Below are 19,006 nucleotides of genomic sequence, written 5' to 3' on the forward strand. Positions count from 1 at the left end.
GGGATTTCATCATAATCTTCATCAATAGCTTCATCAACAATTATTTCATAATCAAACCCATCTTCAAAACGCATTTTCTCGAGGTTCATGTATAACCTTAACATCTCTAATTCTTCTCCTATGGAAATATATTGCTTTTCTGAAACATTCAATACCGATCGGATTAACCTTGCAAATTGTGTTAAATAACGATTGGTTTCTTTAAAATTATTGTTCAACATGTAATGCTGAATTGAATTTAAGATATTAAAAATAAAATGAGGGTTCATTTGAGAACGCAAAGCTTTTAATTCTAACTCTACTAATTGCTTTTCTACACGTAGCTTCTCCTCTCTATTTTTCACTATGGTAAAAACGATTAAAAATACTATACTTCCAAAAAGCAAAAACATTGATAATATAAACCACCATGTTTTCCAAAAAGGAGCATGGATTATAAATGAAATTTTTTGTGGTTGACTCCAAATTCCGTCTTCGTTTTTTGCTTTGACTTCAAAATTATATGTCCCTGATGGCAGTAATGTATATTCTGAAAAACGAGACTGGGTCGCACTCCAATTGGTATCTAATTCATTTCCTAATAATCGATATTGATAATCAACTGTTCCTTGACTTCTGTAGTTTACCCCCTCGTACTTTATTAAAATGTTATTTTCTGTATATGTTAATAATGCTAAACTATCTAATCGCTTCAACTTTCTATTTACTTTTACCTCAATGATGGATACAACAGGAGGCTTATGGTTTAATGCGAGTTTTTTTCTATTTAGTGTTAATGCCCCTTTAACAGTTCCTACGTACAAGGTATCTCTGTATGATTTTAATGCTGTGATCTCTTCGGAAACTAAGCCATGTTTTTGGGTTAAATTATAGATTTCCATTCTAGTTGTTTGATTTAGGTTTACACGGCTAATTCCTTTTGTCGTTCCTACCCAAATGACTCCTTCATCATCTACATGTAGTGCCCTGACTATATTGCTGACTAAACCATTGGCTGTACTAATAACTTTTTCTACGGTTTCATTTTTGAATAACAGTACCCCTTCACCTTTGGTTCCTAACAAAACAACAGAGTCATTGAATCGCTCTATACAAGTAATTGATGCTGAAAGCAAACGATCTCCTTGATAAGGGTTTGTTATTTCTCCCTTTTCGTAACACAATAAACCATCATTTGTTCCCAACCATAACTTCTCTCCTTGTTTAATGAGACTGGTGCTCCAAAAATCCTTTTTTTGAGCTTGATATTTTGAATGATATTCATAATCTCCTGAAACAGAAACAATATGTAAGCCTCTATTGCTAACTAAGTAAATAGAATCCTCTTCAATCAAAATATCTTTAAAATAATTAGAATATTGCTGCCCTTTCGTAAGCACCTTATAATTTCCTTTCGCATACTCGATGATTTTTTTTGACTTCGCATCAATACTGGACCATACAATATGGTTGGTTAGGTGATTATATCCTATGGTCGTTGTTTTTTCATTAAACATGATAGAGTCTTGAATCCCTGTCACCAAATCAACCACCACACACTTCCCCTCTAATCCATTCATATACAAAACTTTATTCAACGTATCTAATTCTAATTGATAGATACTTTTTAGCTGGTTTTTATAGGCACGAAGATTGGTATTGGGCTTATAAAAAACGCCATTTCTTAAACTGGTAAACCACCCCCCCCCTATTCGGTCTTTGACAATACTCGTAATTATAGTCTTTGGAAAATATCTTTTTTTTAACTTTAATTTATTCTCACTAAAAACATATTGAAGAGCTCCACCTCCTTTTAACCCAATCCAAAATTCATCTTTATAACTATAACCGCATAAAACATCCATCCACTTTAGAAAATTTAATGGGTAGGTCTTATTTTTTATCGTTCCTTTTTCGAAGCTAAACGTAACCAAACGATTATACAGGTATAAATAAAGCTTCGTTTTAGTTTTATATAAAAAATTATTGTTTTCTCCTAAACCTCCAGAAAGATCAGATTGGTTTGTTCTTATAGTTTTGATAACAGTATCAAGGCCACTATTAAAAACATAAGTATCAGTCCTTGAAGCTCTTTCATACAGTCTTTTAAAAGTCTCTTTGTTGTAAAAGCTACCTGATATATAATTGTTATTGATTTTAATAAAATGAAACAAACGTTTTGTACTCTGATCAAACTTACTTAAATACAAGATTTGATCTGTTGTAACTTTAACGATTCCACTTTCTCTTGTCCCCAACCATATATTTTCTTCTGGATCTACATAAAAATCAACTAACTTAGCCATCCACTTCATGTTATCCTTTCCTCTATTGAAATGGTATTCTGTAATTTTTCCTTCACTGTAATAACAGAGTCTTCCATTAAAAGGAGCAAACCATATTCTGCCTTTAGCATCTTCGGTAATTCGAAAAACCGTGTTATCGGTTAAGCCATTTGTAGTATTAAAAACTTCAAACTCATAACCATTGAAACGACACACTCCTCCATCTGTAGCAAACCACATGTATCCCTTAGAATCTTGAAAAGAAAAATAAACTTCTGAGCTAGGTAAGCCATCTTCTACCGTATAGTTACGGTATAAGCCTCCTTCTTGCCCAAGCGTGAACAAAGAAAAACAGACGAACGATATTAAGATGAGGTATCGTCTCATTTTTAATTGGTGTAACCTACTCTAATCGTTACTTTTGTTCCTGTAGCAAGACTTTCTTTGTCTTTTTTATCTTCAATAATTACATTAATATTAGAGTCTTCATTTAAGATATTCAAACGATCTTTGGTAATTCGCATCCCTACTGATTTACTTTTTATTTTACGACGAGCTTTTAATTTTGCTGCGGCTGCTCGACCAACTCCATTATCGTCTATTGTACAATACAAAACTCCTTCTTTTAACGCTATGGAGATTGTTATTTTTCCTTTAGTACCCCTATTCATTAACCCATGCCATATTGCATTCTCTACATAAGGTTGGATCAACATTGAGGGGATTTCATCATAATCTTCATCAATAGCTTCATCAACAATTATTTCATAATCAAAGCCGTTTTCAAAACGCATTTTTTCGAGGTTCATGTATAACCTTAGCATCTCTAATTCTTCTCCTATGGAAATATATTGCTTTTCTGAAACGTTCAATACCGTTCGAATTAACCTTGCAAATTGCGTTAAATAACGATTGGTTTCTTTAAAGTTATTGTTCAACATGTAATGCTGAATTGAATTTAAAATATTAAAAATAAAATGAGGATTCATTTGAGAACGCAAAGCTTTTAACTCCAGCTCGACTAATTGTTTCTCTATTTGAAGTTGTTTCTCTCTATTTTTAAAGTAATTGTAAACAATTAAGAAAACAATACTCCCAAAGAATAAAAACATCGAAACAATAAACCACCACGTTTTCCAAAAAGGAGGATGAATTGTAAATGAGATTTGCTCCAGTTGACTCCAAATGCCATCTTCATTATCTGCTTTGACTTCAAAACTATAGGTTCCTGGGGGCAATAATGTGTATTCTGTGATACGCGCTTGAGAAACTTTCCAAGTGGTATCTAGCCCTTCTCCTAACAATCGATAATGGTAGTCAACTGTTCCTTGACTTCTGTAGTTTAATCCTTCATATCCTATTGATATATTGTTATCATTGTATCTTAACAACTGTAAACTATCGTATGGTTTCTCTTTAGAATTAATTAAAACACTTTTGATTCGTAATATTGGGGCTAATTTATTTATACGAAGATCTTTTCTATTTACCGCCATCAACCCTTTAGCTGTCCCAATATATATAGAATCTTTTATCGATTTAATCTCAGTTATTTCTTCCGATACTAACCCATTTTTTTTATTTAAATTAAAGCTATTCAATAATTGTTGTCCATCATAATGAACTCGATCTACCCCTTTATTGGTTCCAATCCAAACTATGCGCTTATTATCGACATGAATGGTTCGAATTAAATTGCTCGATAAACCTAAGCTATCATTCAATATCCCATATAATGTTTCATTCTTAAATACAAAAACACCCCTTCCTTTAGTCCCCACTAAAACAATAGAATCATTGAAACGCTCCATACACGTTATACTTACCTTTAATAGACTATCTTGAGGGAAAGGATCTATTATTTTATCATTTCTATATAATTTAATCCCTGTATTCGTTCCAATCCATAATTTTCCATCTATTTTCATTAGGCTTGTACACCATATTTTCCCCTCTAGTGTTTCATTAGAAACATAAGTCTTTTCAGGATAAAGAACAATGACTCCATTATGGGTCCCTAGATACATTGTATCGCCATCTGTTACGACACTTTTAAACCCTGGAGAAACATCAAATTTTTGGGGTAAAGACCCTACTCTTTTATCTTTATAAGTATACATTTTAGGAGTATTTTCCTCTGCATAAGCTCCCCATAGTAAAGCTTTTTTCTCGTAATCAAAATAAACCTTTGCAGCACCAAAACTGTATCCTTTATTTTCTATTATTCTATTATTTTTATGGTTATATATTCCATCTTTTGTGTTAATAAAGATTGTTTGACTAACGGTATCTGTTTCAATTTGAAAGATTTTTTTATTGTTTAATGCTCGCTTTATTATGCTATGATTAGGAATATATAAAACCCCACTATTCACTGAAGTATACCATGTTCCTCCCTCTTGGTCAAAGTTGATCGATGAAATTGATTCGGTAGGAAACTCATGGCTTAATAAAAGAAGGTCTTCTTCTAACAATTGGAACTTATAAACCCCTCCTTCTCGCACTGTTACCCAAACAAAATTTTCAACATGTTTTAAGTATAAAATATCTTTATCCTTAAACATAGAAAAATCATATACTTTCTTTAAAACTTGATCGTTTTTAATTGTATAGAGGTATAATTCTTCTGTAAAATAATTATCAAAAATTAAACTGTTTTTTGTGTAAGCAAATGTTCGTAATAGATATCCTGGGTGTTTGATTCTATGCCTATTTTTCAAGAAATCGTATAAAACGGCACTATCTTGATAAATCGTTTTGTTATTTCTTTCTATTGTTAATCGAAATCTTTGTGGTTTATTCTCTTTTATATACAAGGCTTTTATATCTAAGGGTATTGCCGTCCCCATACTAACATTTTCTGTATGAAATACTCCTTTCATTGAAAGTTCATTCAGCGTTCTTTCTTTTACAACTGATTTTATCCCTTGTTTATTAATCACATAAATTCCATCTTCAAGTGTTCCTAGCCATATATTTTCATCTTTATCAACAAAAAAGGATTTCATTACATACAACCCATTTAACTTCTTGTTTTTTTTATAAATAAACTCTGTTATTTTTCCTTTTTCATAATAACAAAATCGTCCATTAAATGGCGCAAACCATATTCTTCCCTTAGCATCTTCTGTTATTCGAAAAATAGTATTATCTGTTAAACCGCTTGCTGTACCAAAATTCTCAAATTCGTAACCATTAAAGCGACTAACTCCTGCATCTGTAGCAAACCAGATATAGCCTTTAGAGTCTATAAATGAAAAATAAACCTCTGAACTGGGCAATCCATCTTCTACAGTATAGTTACGATATACCCGTTCTTGCGATTGAAGTGCAAAAGGAAGTAATAATAGAACAACAAGAATTAAACGCATTCTAACGTATTGGTATTTTAATTTTTTGTCCTGTACTTAACCTGCTTGACATATTTCCATTAGCAGCTTTAATATCGTTGACAGAAACTCCTCTATATTTTTGGGCGATATCCCAAAGTGTATCGCCTCTTTTCACCGTATAAATGGTTGTTCCCTCAGCATTTGTTATGGCTCCTGAATTAGATGCTTTAACTTCTTTTAAAGAGGTGGTTTCCTTAAAAACAACTAATTTTCTCCCTCGATAAACTTTATTGGATGTGCGATTATTCCATGCTTTAATATCTTCTGGAGTACAATTATATTTATTCGCTATTGATGCTAAGGTTTCACCTGATTTAATAATATGCGTATACTGTATTCTTTTTAGTTTATTATGGGCAACATAACTTTGATAAGCTAACGATGAATACTTGTAAATCGAATCCTCAAGTTGAATAAAATCACCGATCAAAGGTCTTGGCAAACATAGGCTATAGTAGGTTTTGGTTGAGGGGATCACATGATTAATAAACATCGGATTTAGATACCTTAACTTATGCTGTTCGTATCCTAACCATTCTTCCAACACATCAAACTCTATTCGTTTACAAACATGAACGGTGTCTATATTTAAATTAAGGAACTTTACTTCTTTAGGCTCAATATCATGCGCTTGATAGTAATTCATCACATAATTTACTGCTGTAAAAGCTGGAATATAATTTTGTGTTTCTTTAGGTAACAAATGTCTTATCTCCCAATAATTTGTTGCTCCATTTGCTCTTCTTATTGCTTTATTAACTGTTCCTAGTCCACAATTATAAGCTGCTAAAACCAAATTCCAATCGTGATAAATTTCGTGTAAAAAACTAAGGTATTGGCAAGCGGCATCTGTTGCCAAATAAGGATCACAACGTTTATCTACATAAGAGGTTATGGTTAAATCATACATTTCTCCTGTGCGCGGCATAAATTGCCACAAACCTCCAGCACCTACTCTTGAGCGAGCTCTAGGGTTTAGCGCTGACTCGACTATTGGTAAATACTTTAACTCTTGGGGCAACTCGTATTTTGCTAAATACTCTTCAAATAAAGGGAAATACAATTCTTTGTACGACAACATCTTAGCTGTAAGTCGTTTACGTTTATTAGCATACAAGTTAATCATCGCTTTGGTAGGAGCATTATACCTAAAGTCAAATGGTGTTTGTGCTCTTAAGCTATTGACTCTTTCTTCAAACAATGTCTCATTAATCGAATCAGTAAAGCTTTCATCTTCAAGCTTAAAGCTTCCTTGATTTCGAAACTCCCATAGCTGAGAAAAATGAGCAACTAACAAACTATCGTATTCATCAACAAAAGTTAAATCAATAATAGTGTCCGTTTTTACTGAATCTACAGCATCTTGAGCAAGATTACTGACGCTAAGCATAACAAAGCACAAAAGACCTAAAACAAATCGTTTCAGGTCTTTTGTATTCCTATATATTTTCGCTTGTACTTGCTTCAAGGTTATTTTCTATTTTCCATTATTTCATTTGAAAAAGCTAACAATTTTGCATCATCGAATGATTTTGCCATTAACTGTATTCCATAAGGCATCCCATTAGAATGTTTCCCTAAAGGAAGAGAAATTGCAGGTATTCCTGCAAGGTTTGCATGAACAGTAAAGATATCTTGTAGATACATGGTAATTGGATCTTTGATATTTTCACCTATTCCAAAAGCTGTTGTTGGAGTTGTTGGCAATAAAATAAAATCAAATTCTTTGAAAATTTCTTCCGTTTTCTCCTTAATCATTCTTCTAACTTTCAAGCCTTTGGTATAATAAGCATCATAATAACCAGCACTCAGCACAAAGGTTCCCAACATAATTCTACGTTTTACTTCTTGTCCAAAACCTTCTGAACGAGAATAAACATAAGTAGAGTTTATATCTTTAGATTGAGGGCTTCTATACCCATAATGTGCTCCATCATAACGTGAAAGATTAGAAGAAGCTTCAGCAGTAGTTAATATATAATAATTAGGCACGACATAATCTAAAAATGGGAAATCGACTCCCTGTACGGTATGTCCTTGCGCTCTTAAATCAGCGATCAGCTGTTCTGTTCCAGTTTTTATCTCAGCATCTAAACCACTACTTTCTAAACAATCGTTTAAGTATGCTATTTTTAAAGTCTCTCCTTTTGTTGTATCTAAATTTTCAGAATACGTTTCAACTTCTTTCGATGAAGAGGTACTATCGTAGTGATCTTGTCCTGAAATTACTTCAGCTATTAAGGCTGCATCTTCAACATTGTGTGTTAGTGGACCTATTTGATCGAAACTTGATGCATAAGCTAATAAACCATACCTGGAAACTCTTCCATAGGTAGGTTTATATCCTACAATATCACAAAAAGAAGCTGGTTGACGAATAGAACCTCCAGTATCTGAACCTAAGGTAGCTAAACATAAACCTTCTTTGACAGCTGCAGCAGACCCTCCAGATGACCCTCCTGGGACTTTTGTATGATCTAGTGGATTTAAAACATTTCCATATGCACTATTTTCATTAGAACCTCCCATTGCAAATTCATCACAATTTAATCGTCCAATGATAATTGCATCTTCTGCTAATAGTCGCTCAACAACCGTTGCACTATATATAGACTCAAATCCTTCTAAGATTTTAGATGCTCCAGAAACGTTGTGCCCTTTATAGCAAATATTATCTTTAATTCCAATCACCATTCCCGCCAATTTTCCAGCAGTATTGTTTTGCAATTTCTGATCTACTTCTTGGGCTTTTTCTAGAGCAGATGTTTCGAAAACTTCCAAAAACGAATTGGTTTTAGAATTTTGTATCTTTTGAATATACCCTTTAGTAAGGTCTATGCAAGAAACTGTTCCATTAGTTAAATCTTGACGAACAGTTGATAATGAAGTGTAATTTTTCATTGTATATTTTGATATATTCAGAGTGTTGATATCTCTAAAACTGGTATATCTTTCACACCATGGATTATAGTTTTTGTTCAGCAGACTCAACTAAAAAAGCTAAGATCTTTCCTCAACAAAAACGACTCCCCTCTTATTTATAATCCAATAAATAAGAACGCAAAAAAAGGGTTATTTTTCTAGCTTATCTAAATCGTCGTTATTCTCTCCGTTAGTAGCGTCTTTAAATTCTTTCACACCTTTCCCTAAGCCTTTCATCAACTCAGGAATTTTTTTCCCTCCAAATAATAATAGAACAACAACAGCAATTAAAACCATTTGTGGCCATCCTATTACTGCTTGCATTGTATTTATTGTTGCGATTGTCATAACATTTATCTCTAATGATTCTTATCTATATAATCAGACAAAGATAACAAAAACTCCATTCATATACTAAATCTATTCGCTCCTTCTAAAATATCTTTCCTTTTTAGGCTCATTTTCCTAATTTATTTCTAAATTGCTAGCACTTAGAAACACAGTATCTATGAAAAAAGGTATTTCGATGTTATTACTTAGCTCATTGACACTTTGGTCTATTGCTCAGTCTAACATTCATTTTGGTGGTCGTTCAGCAGGAATGGCTCATGCTTCAGTCACATTATCTGATGTATGGAGTACGCACCATAACCAAGCTGGACTAGCATGGCTTAAATCCCCATCGGCGGGAGTTTACTATCAAAACAAATTTACGGTTTCTGAATTGAGCAACTTAGGTTTAGCCTATGCCCACCCTCTTAAAAAAGGAGCTTTTGCTATTCAATGGAGTAATTTTGGATATGCTTTATATCAAGAAAACAAAGTGGGATTAGCCTACGCTTTACAACTGAGTGAAAAGCTTTCTGGAGGAGTTCAACTGGATTATTTAAGCACAAGACTGGGAGGGATTTATGGCGCTAATACTGCTTTTGCAGCTGAAATAGGGTTACAGGCCAAACTAACTCAAAAACTAACCATAGGAGCACATGTGTATAACCCTACCCGTACAACACTAAACGATTATAACAACGAGGCTATTGCTACAATTATGAGATTGGGACTGGGGTATCAACTCTCTGAAAAAGTAAACATTGTGGTAGAAACCGAAAAAGATGTAGATCATTTGGCCGCTCTTAAAACAGGTATTGAATACAACGCCAACAACAAACTTTATTTTAGAGGTGGTGTTTCTACTGGCCCTACACTTGGAGCTTTTGGTTTTGGATTAAATTTAGAACAATATCAATTAAACATAGCTACAACATACCACCAAACCTTAGGATTTTCTCCTGAAATCTCGTTCACCTATCAATTTAAGAAAAAGTAAGTGCTACGTTATCTCTTTTCATATCATTGCTTAACGCTATTCTTTTTATTGTATAGTCTTAATGGTTTTGCTCAAAAAAATGAACTCAGTAATAATGCTCAAAAAAATGCGATCATTGAACGAAGTGTAGAAACTATTGCTGAAAACTTAGAGGATGAAGATATTGACTTTACAACACTTTTTGACTTATTAAGTGCTTACTATGAAAATCCAATTAACCTTAACGACAAAAACATTAAAGATGACTTAATGCAAACAAGGTTATTAACCGAATTTCAGGTTAACGCAATAATAAAACACGTCGAAAAAAACGGAAATTTAATGTCTATTTACGAGCTACAATCTGTAGATGGTTTTGACACGCAGACTATTCGTAATATCTTACCTTTTGTTACCGTGAATACTGAGTTGTATTCTCCACATACCAACTTTAAAGACTTAATGGAGAATGCCACAAATACTATTTTCTTACGTTACTCAAGAGTTTTAGAAGAACAAAAAGGCTATAGAGCTGTTACCGATCAAGAATGGCTAGATAGTGAAAACACAAAATACCTAGGTAGCCAAGATAAATTATACATGCGCTATCGCTTTAAGTACCTAAACAATGTCAGTATTGGATTAACCATGGAAAAAGATGCAGGAGAATCTTTTTGGGGTAATGAGCGCGCTACAGAACTCTTTGGACTCCAACAAAACAAAGGGTTTGATTATTACTCTGCTCACTTTTATTTAAAAAACATTGGAAAAGTAAAAGGGCTTGCTATTGGTGACTACCACATGCAAATTGGTCAAGGACTCACATTTTGGAGTGGTTTGGCTTTTGGAAAAACTGTAGATGTTATGAGCTTTAAACGAAATGCTCAAGGCATTCGCCCCTACGCTTCGGTTGATGAAAACAACTTTTTAAGAGGTGGGGCATTAACTTTGGCTCCAATAAAAAACATAGAAATTACGGCATTTGGATCACGTAAGAATATTGATGCTAACCTACTTGAAGTAGCTGACACCTCTTTACAAGGATTAGACGCTATTAGTACTTTCACTTCTTTTCAAGCAACAGGTAACCACAATACAGTAGGGACATTAAACGATAAAGATTTACTTCAGGAAACTTATATAGGAGGTAATGTAAAATTCGTTAATAACAACTTAAAAGTGGGGGTAACAGGTGTACATTCTAATTATAATGGGAACCTTGAACGAAACTTAGCTCCATATAGCCAGTTTCAATTTAATAGCAACCAAAATAACGTTATAGGAGCCGATTATAGCTATATCTATAAAAACTTTAATGTTTATGGTGAACTTTCTAGAAGTGAAAATGGAGGAACAGCAATGCTGCATGGAATTTTAGCTTCTTTAGACCCTAAGCTTTCTGCCTCTATTCTTTATCGTAACTATGGAAAGGATTACCAATCTGTAAGAAGTATGGCTTTTGCTGAAAGTAGCGCTAATGTAAACGAAAAGGGGCTGATTATTGGTTTGGAGGCTAAACCTAATTTAAAATGGACCATCAATGCCTACATGGATCAATTTAAGTTCCCGTGGATGCGTTATTTAACAGACATGCCTAACACTTTTGGTTACGATGGTTTATTGCAAGTAAAGTATAAACACTCCAAAAAGCTAGAACTTTACGGTAGAATAAGAAACCGAGTAAAACCTAAAAACACTGAAGAAGACGTTAATGACATTACTCCTGTTGTTTCTGAAGACATGTGGAATTACCGTTTCAACGTAAATTACAAAATATCAGAAACTATACAATTAAAAAACAGGGTTGAATTCCGCACCTATAAACGAGGAAACAGCCCACAAGAAACGGGCTACTTAATCTATCAAGACATTGCATACAAACCACTTTCTAGTCCTTTCTCTTTTACTTTTAGGTATGCTTTGTTTGAAATGGATTCTTATGACGCTAGAATTTACGCCTATGAAAGTAATGTCTTATACGCTTATTCTATTCCTGCCTATTACAATAGGGGGACTAGAGTTCAACTTACAACAAGATATAGAATTAGAAAAGGGATAGACGTTTGGTTACGATGGGCACAGTGGTATTATAACGATGTAGAAACAATAGGAACAGGCCTAGAAGAAATTAATGGCAACACTAAAACTCAAGTAACTGCTCAAGTGAGGTTTAAATTTTAAGCCCTGCCTAAAACGATAAGAATATAAGAAACATAGCTCCCCAAGAGTAACACTCCTTTTATTCTACCAATCTTTTTACCAATAAATAAGATGGGCAACATCGCTAACGCTATTCCAACAACCCAGAACATATCAAAAGATAATACTGATTGTTCAACTGATATTGGAGTAACCATACTCGTAATTCCCAGAACAGCCATAATATTGAACAAATTGGACCCTATCAGATTTCCGACAGAAATATCTGTTTGTTGACGGTAAGCTGCTACTGTTGAAGCCACTAGTTCTGGTGCAGAAGTTCCAAAAGCTACGACTGTAACACCAATAACTCGATCACTTAAATCAAAATATTTAGCGATTGTTACTGCACCACTAACAAACCACTCTGAACCAAAATACAAACCGATAAGCCCACCTAACAACAGAGCGATTCCAATAAATGTAGAGCCTTTTGTTTCTAGCTCATCATCTTCTACTTTTTTATTTTGCTTTCTTGAATTACGAATTAATAAAAAAGTAAAAGAAACCAGTATACCAAATAAGATTGCGCCTTCCCACCAAACAATTTGATTATCCAAAGAAAATACCACAAACAATAAGGTAGCTAGCATCATCATTGGCCAGTCAACGATTTTCGTTTGACGTTCAGCAATAATTGGAAAAATTAGTACTGTAATCGACAACACTAGTGCCAAATTTGCAATGTTCGACCCTACTACATTTCCTATTGAAATTGATGGATTTCCATCCAAGGCAGCTTGTAAGCTCACTAACAGTTCAGGTGCAGATGTTCCAAATGAGACAATCGTCATTCCAATGACCAAGGGTGAAATTTTAAAGTTATTAGCTATGGTTACTGCTCCTTTTACCAACAATTCGCCACCAACTACTAAAATCACCAACCCAAGAACTAAAAACAAAATCCCCATATTAGTCGTCTATTTTAATATCTTTTAATGGTTTTTCTATTTCAGACAGGTTGCTTGAAACCGACTTTTTAGTTTCATCAAACGTTTGTTTTACAGACTGTTCTATTCCTTGAAAATTTCCCGCCGAATCTTTTACAGAATCTTTTATTTCTCTTTGAATATCTTGTGTAGCATCTTTTACCTGTCGAATTGTTCGCCCTAAAGTTCTAGCGATTTTAGGAATACTATCGGCACCAAAAAAAATCAGGATAAACAGTAAGATAACTACGACCTCTCCTGTACTTATGCTATCTAAGAATAAAAACTTCATCGAACTACAAAGATATAAAAAAAGCCTTTTCAGTTTTCCTGAAAAGGCTTATTAAGTAAATAAAGTATCTTCTTTTATTTCTCTTCTGCTTTTTTAGGCATTAAAGAACCTTTACTCAAATCAATAACAGATGGTGTTGCGATAAATATTGATGAATAAGTACCTACTACCACACCTATCATTAACGCAAATGAGAAACCTTTAATTGATTCTCCTCCAAAGATGAAGATCACTAACAATACTAAGAATGTAGTTAACGAAGTATTCAACGTTCTACTTAATGTACTGTTTAATGCTTTATTAATTACAGCATTTTGCTCATCTCTTCGGTGCAATTTAATATACTCACGAATTCTATCAAATACTACCACGGTATCGTTAATCGAATAACCTACAACAGTAAGAATTGCTGCAATAAATGCTTGATCTATTTGCATTGAGAATGGCATAATTTTGTATAAGATTGAGAACAATCCAAGTACAACTAAAACATCGTGGAACATTGCGATTAATGCTCCAATACCAAATGTCATTCTATTAAATCTGAATGCGATATATGCAAAGATTACAATTAAAGAGAAGATAATCGCCATAAAAGAACCTAAGATTAACTCATCAGAAATTTGTGCATTTACAGAACGTTGTTGAATGACTTTATAAGAGTTTTTCGTCTCTTTCCCAGCTTCTGCTTCTGCCACATAACCAGCATCTACAAACCCTAAATTCATTACAGAATCAACTTTCTTTGTTGCATCTTTAGAAACATCTGTATATAAATACTTTGTCGTTAACTCTAATGTGTATTCGTTGTTGATTGTTTTAACATCAGGCTTTACCGTTAAATCACCTTCTACAGAGAATTTTTCTACTGCAGCTGCGATAGCATCCTGTCCAGGAGCTGTTCCACTAAACTCAACACGATAAACTCTTCCTCCTGTAAACTCTACACTCTTATCTAACCCGATAGAAACTAAAGAAACAATTCCTAAAACAACTACAGCGATTGATACTAAGTAAAACTTCTTTCTCTTACCAACAAAGTCAACATTCATGTTAGCAAACATATTTTCAGAGAAACTTCTAGAGAAAGTAACATTTGAATTTCTATCTATTAAATAAGAGAAAATCAAACGTGTTAATAAGATTGAAGAGAACAATGATGTAAACACCCCAACAATTAACGTTGTAGCAAACCCTTGAATTGGACCTGTTCCAAAATAAGCTAATACTACAGCCGTCAATAACGAAGTAATGTTGGCATCAATAATCGCTGAGTAAGCATGTTTATAACCATCTTTAATCGCTAGTTTAACACCTTTTCCTTCTCTTAACTCCTCTCTAATACGTTCGAAGATTAACACGTTAGCATCCACAGACATTCCTAATGTTAAAACCAAACCTGCGATACCAGGTAATGTTAACTGTGCTCCTAAAGAAGCTAAAGCTCCTAGTAAGAAGAAGATATTCGCAATTAAAGCGATACTTGCAACAACACCAGCTTTTCCATAGTATGCTACCATGTATAACAACACTAAGATTAAAGCTGCGATAAATGACCACATACCGGCTTTAATATTTGCTTCTCCTAACGTTGGCCCTACAACAGCCTCATCAACTATTTTTGCAGGAGTATCATAAGATCCAGCAACTAATACTGTAGCTAAATCTTGTGCCTCTGGAATGGTAAAGTCTCCAGAAATACGAGTTTGTCCACCTGCAATAGGCTGATTAATGACTGGAGCAGAATAAACTTCATTATCTAATACAATTGCTGTAATTCTTCCTACATTATTTGTGGTAATGCTTTCCCACTCAGAAGCACCATAAGCAGTCATTCCTACAGTTACAACCACTTCACTTTCTTGTTGGTCATAATCTTGAGCTGCATTACTAATATCATCACCATTTAATAATGGGTTACCATTTTTTGTCATTTCTAACGCATACAAAGTATGCCCTTTCCCCTCATTATTTGAGTTAGACCATCTAAAAAACACCCCTTCTGGTAATAAGCCTCTCGCTTCTTCACCATTCAACATTAGGTTAATCTTAGCGGTATCAACAGCTTTAGCCATCCCTACATAAGAAGTAATAGGTCCTTGATTAATGTTTTTCAATAGACTAAACAACGGTCCACTAACAATATCAGCGTTTTCAGTTGTTGCACTAGAATCTACTTTTTCGTCTTCTAACTCCAATGCTGCTAAATCTGCATCTTCAGTAGTTTTTGTCGTATCGACACCTGTTGTATCAATAGAACTAGAAGCAAGTTCTTCTGTTTTAGTTGTGTCTTGTACTAAATCCTCAACATCAAAAGCATCTGCTACATCTTCAGCATTTTCTTTATTTTTTAATACTTCATTTAACTGAAGTAAAGAAGAACTAATATCTCCTGTATTCCCTAACCAAAAACCTAATTCTGCTCTTGACTGTAATAATTTACGAACACGCTCTTTATCTTTTGCTCCTGGCAATTCAATATGTAAACGTCCTGAAATTGGTTGTTTTTGGATACTTGGTTGAGAAACACCAAAACGGTTAATTCTTGTTTCGATAATTTTTTCTGTATTATCAATAGCTTCAGCAGCCAACATTCTCAACTTAGCAATCATTTGAGCATTGGTGTTCTCTAAAGAAAAGTTTTCTTTATCTCCAACACTAAAGAAAGTCATTTGATCGTTTCCGTATTCACTTGAATTATAAGCGGCTTCAAACAACCCAATAAAGTCATCACTTTTCCCTTCTCCAAACTCTTTCAGTGCTTGTGCATAAGGCACTCTAAAAGCTGGTTTTGGCGAATGCCCTGCTTTGTTTAATACTAATTCTTCAATAGAGATTTCAAGTGTTACACTCATCCCTCCTTGTAGATCCAGTCCTGTTCCTAACTTTTGGTCGTTACATTGTCTGTACGTTAAACCAAAAACAGGATAAATTGGATCATCTGCGTGCTCTGAAACATACGAAGTCTCATAAAAAGTTTTCGCTGTTTGAGCAGTTTTCTCATCGACATTACCATCAACACCTCTTACAGATAAGGTATCTCTTCCCAACACCACAAACTCATCTCCTGAGTTCATCACATTGTCCCATTCTGTTTTGGCGTGTTTTACTGCCTTGTTTTCCAAACCTTTAGTTACCCATGAAAATGATAACTGATAAAGACATGCAACTGTCAGTAAAATAGTAAAAGTCCAAATGGCTCCTCTGTTTTGCATTTATTTTATTTTTAATTTATAATCTATTCTTCTTTCATTTATGGCTTATAAATAAGACCTGTAACAATCGTTTAAAACTGCCATTAACCTTACTTTATTCCACATCATTCCCCGACAAACTAAAAACAGTTTATCGAAAATAAGGTTGCAAATATAAAATTTCCAACAATTTCAAACAATTTTAAACAACATTTTTTGAGAAACAATCAAAAAAACATAATGCTCTTCTCTCTTTTGGCTTTTATAATTTGTATCTTCGATAGCTAAACAATGTCTTATCATGTTAAAAACTTCACTCCTCTCTATATTACTTTATTTTTGTTCGTTACAAATTCATGCTCAATATATTAGTTTTGAAAGGATAGATTCTATTCAAGTTAAACACAACGGTATTTTTATTCAGCATCCTTGGGTAGGTGGATTAAATGCTGTTCAATTTTCGACCATAGATCTTAACAATGATAATGTTGAAGATTTATTTCTTTTTGACAGAACAGGCAATAAAATTTTAACTTTTATCAAAGATGGCAGCAATTATACCTATGCTCCTGAATATGAAAGTCATTTCCCCAAACTACAATCTTGGGTATTATTGAGGGATTACAACTGTGATGGTAAAAAAGATATCTTTTCTTATGTTTCTGGAGGGATTGGGTTATGGGTTAATAATTCATCCAATGATAGTTTAATTTTTGAAAAAATCACCTCTCCCTACATCTACTCATCTCAGTATAACTCTACTACCAACCTTTTTGTTAGTAAAGTAGACATTCCCGACATTAACGATATTGATGGTGACGGTGATTTAGACGTTTTGACTTTTGGGGTATTGGGATCACGAATTGAATACCACAAAAACCTTAGAGCTGAAATGGGCTACCACTGTGACTCTTTAATCTATGAGCTAAAGAACAGTTGTTGGGGGCATTTTTTAGAAACGGGAACCAACACCAACACTTGTATTTTACTCGATACCTGTTCAGCAAACTCCAATGTTGGCACCCCTGAAAAAGACGGACAATTAAAACATGCGGGATCAACCATATTAAGCCTAGACATCAACAACGACAATGTAAGAGACATTTTGTTGGGTGATGTAAGTTTTAGTAACATTGTTGCCTTAACAAATGATAATACGGGAGTAAACATGAACACCTCCATGGTTGCTCAAGATACAGCTTACCCTAGTTACAACACTCCTGTAGATTTAGCTATTTTTCCTGCTACATTTTATGAAGACATTGATAACGACAATGTAAAAGACTTAATTGTTAGTCCTAACATTCAAGATGATTCTGAAAACACCAACAGTGTATGGCTTTATAAAAACATGGGGACTAACAATCAACCTAACTTTAATTTTATCACTACTAATTTTATTCAAGATGAAATGATAGAATACGGACGTTCAGCTTATCCCGTTTTGTTTGATTACAACAACGATGGTCTATTGGATTTATTTGTCAGTAGTTTTGGCAAGTTCAATGCTAGTCTACCAGAGCTATACGCATCTAAAGTTGCTTTATATGAGAACATAGGTACTTCTTTAACTCCTGTTTTTAATCTTATCGATGAAGATTTTGGAAATTTTTCTGCCTTAGGATTAGGCAAGGCCATCTATCCTACTTTTGCGGATATTGACGGTGATACTGACATCGATATATTCCTTGGAAATTATGATGGTAAAATTAACTTTATTGAAAACACAAGTAATAGTCCTAGTGTAATGAATTTTGCCAATACCTTTACAGCTATCCAAGATGACAATAATGCAGCAATAGATATTGGAGCTAGTGCTAAACCTTTTTTATATGATATTGATGCAGACAGTGATTATGACTTGATTATTGGAGAAGAACGAGGAAACCTTAATTATTATGAAAATGTAGGAGATGCTTCTTCTCACGCTTTTCGTTTACAATCTGAAACATTTGGCGGAGTGGAAACTAGTGAGTGGTGGACAACCATTGGAAATAGCATTCCCTACTTATATCGTGATACGAGTAACCAAACCGTTTTATTTGTAGGTTCAGAACGAGGAGATATTTTTCACTACGACAGCATTGACAACAACTTGAATGGTAATTTTAATGGGCTAGACACCATTAAAACAGTTAACAGGGGACCCAATGCAGCCCCTGCGTTTGGTCAGTTGAATAACGACATTCATTTGGACTTAATTATTGGGAACGAAAGAGGTGGATTAAGTTTTTATTATGGTAAAGAAGGTACTGCTCCAACAACAAGCATTAAAGAACATAGTATTGACTGGGTGGTATACCCTAACCCTTTTACCAATGAAATCTTTATTAAAACTTCACAAGCCAATACGGCTTATAGCATTACAGATATTTCTGGAAAAACTGTTTTAAAAGGAACCTTAAACCAGCATGCTATTTCGACTACCAACCTGAGTCGAGGTGTTTATTTAATCACTATTGTTACTGCTCAAGGGCAATACACTAAAAAGATGATTAAACATTAAGT

General features: G+C 33.9%; 11 protein-coding genes. 3 read left to right on the forward strand and 8 right to left on the reverse strand.

Going from position 1 to position 19,006, the window contains the following annotated elements; translation table 11 throughout:
- The 5 genes from N4A35_09680 to tatA all read right to left on the reverse strand — a co-directional run.
- The coding region (locus N4A35_09680) for a histidine kinase (protein ID MCT4581674.1) at nucleotides 1–2,651 on the reverse strand (2,651 nt) is incomplete at its 3' end.
- 2 nt (nucleotides 2,652–2,653) lie between these two features.
- Complete coding sequence (locus N4A35_09685) at nucleotides 2,654–5,635, reverse strand: histidine kinase (protein ID MCT4581675.1); 2,982 nt, start codon at nucleotides 5,633–5,635, stop codon at nucleotides 2,654–2,656.
- 1 nt (nucleotide 5,636) lies between these two features.
- Nucleotides 5,637–7,046: a LysM peptidoglycan-binding domain-containing protein gene (locus N4A35_09690; GenBank protein ID MCT4581676.1), complete on the reverse strand. Its 1,410-nt coding sequence runs from the start codon at nucleotides 7,044–7,046 to the stop codon at nucleotides 5,637–5,639.
- Between the two features lie 80 nt (nucleotides 7,047–7,126).
- Complete coding sequence (gene gatA / locus N4A35_09695; GenBank protein ID MCT4581677.1) at nucleotides 7,127–8,557, reverse strand: Asp-tRNA(Asn)/Glu-tRNA(Gln) amidotransferase subunit GatA; 1,431 nt, start codon at nucleotides 8,555–8,557, stop codon at nucleotides 7,127–7,129.
- 171 nt (nucleotides 8,558–8,728) lie between these two features.
- Nucleotides 8,729–8,902, reverse strand: a complete 174-nt coding sequence (gene tatA / locus N4A35_09700; protein ID MCT4581678.1) for a twin-arginine translocase TatA/TatE family subunit — start codon at nucleotides 8,900–8,902, stop codon at nucleotides 8,729–8,731.
- 184 nt (nucleotides 8,903–9,086) lie between these two features.
- Here tatA and N4A35_09705 point away from each other — a divergent pair, with 184 nt between their 5' ends.
- Nucleotides 9,087–9,905: a hypothetical protein gene (locus N4A35_09705; GenBank protein ID MCT4581679.1), complete on the forward strand. Its 819-nt coding sequence runs from the start codon at nucleotides 9,087–9,089 to the stop codon at nucleotides 9,903–9,905.
- Nucleotides 9,906–12,065, forward strand: coding sequence for a helix-hairpin-helix domain-containing protein (locus tag N4A35_09710; GenBank protein MCT4581680.1), 2,160 nt, complete (start codon nucleotides 9,906–9,908; stop codon nucleotides 12,063–12,065).
- Here the strand turns inward: N4A35_09710 and N4A35_09715 are convergent.
- The 3 genes from N4A35_09715 to secDF form a co-directional block, all read right to left on the reverse strand.
- Nucleotides 12,062–12,994 carry a calcium/sodium antiporter gene (locus tag N4A35_09715; GenBank protein MCT4581681.1) on the reverse strand — a complete coding sequence of 311 codons (933 nt, stop codon included), beginning with the start codon at nucleotides 12,992–12,994 and terminating at the stop codon, nucleotides 12,062–12,064. The genes N4A35_09710 and N4A35_09715 overlap by 4 nt on opposite strands.
- A gap of 1 nt (nucleotide 12,995) precedes the next feature.
- On the reverse strand, nucleotides 12,996–13,304 hold the full coding sequence (locus tag N4A35_09720) for a twin-arginine translocase TatA/TatE family subunit (GenBank protein MCT4581682.1): 309 nt from the start codon (nucleotides 13,302–13,304) through the stop codon (nucleotides 12,996–12,998).
- A gap of 74 nt (nucleotides 13,305–13,378) precedes the next feature.
- Nucleotides 13,379–16,519: a protein translocase subunit SecDF gene (gene secDF, locus N4A35_09725; protein ID MCT4581683.1), complete on the reverse strand. Its 3,141-nt coding sequence runs from the start codon at nucleotides 16,517–16,519 to the stop codon at nucleotides 13,379–13,381.
- A 280-nt stretch (nucleotides 16,520–16,799) separates the two neighbouring features.
- Between secDF and N4A35_09730 the strand changes: the two genes are divergently transcribed.
- Nucleotides 16,800–19,004: a T9SS type A sorting domain-containing protein gene (locus N4A35_09730; protein MCT4581684.1), complete on the forward strand. Its 2,205-nt coding sequence runs from the start codon at nucleotides 16,800–16,802 to the stop codon at nucleotides 19,002–19,004.
- The last annotated feature ends 2 nt before the right edge of the window (nucleotides 19,005–19,006 follow it).

The sequence above is a fragment of the Flavobacteriales bacterium genome, from assembly GCA_025210295.1.
Classification (GTDB): domain Bacteria; phylum Bacteroidota; class Bacteroidia; order Flavobacteriales_D; family Parvicellaceae; genus S010-51.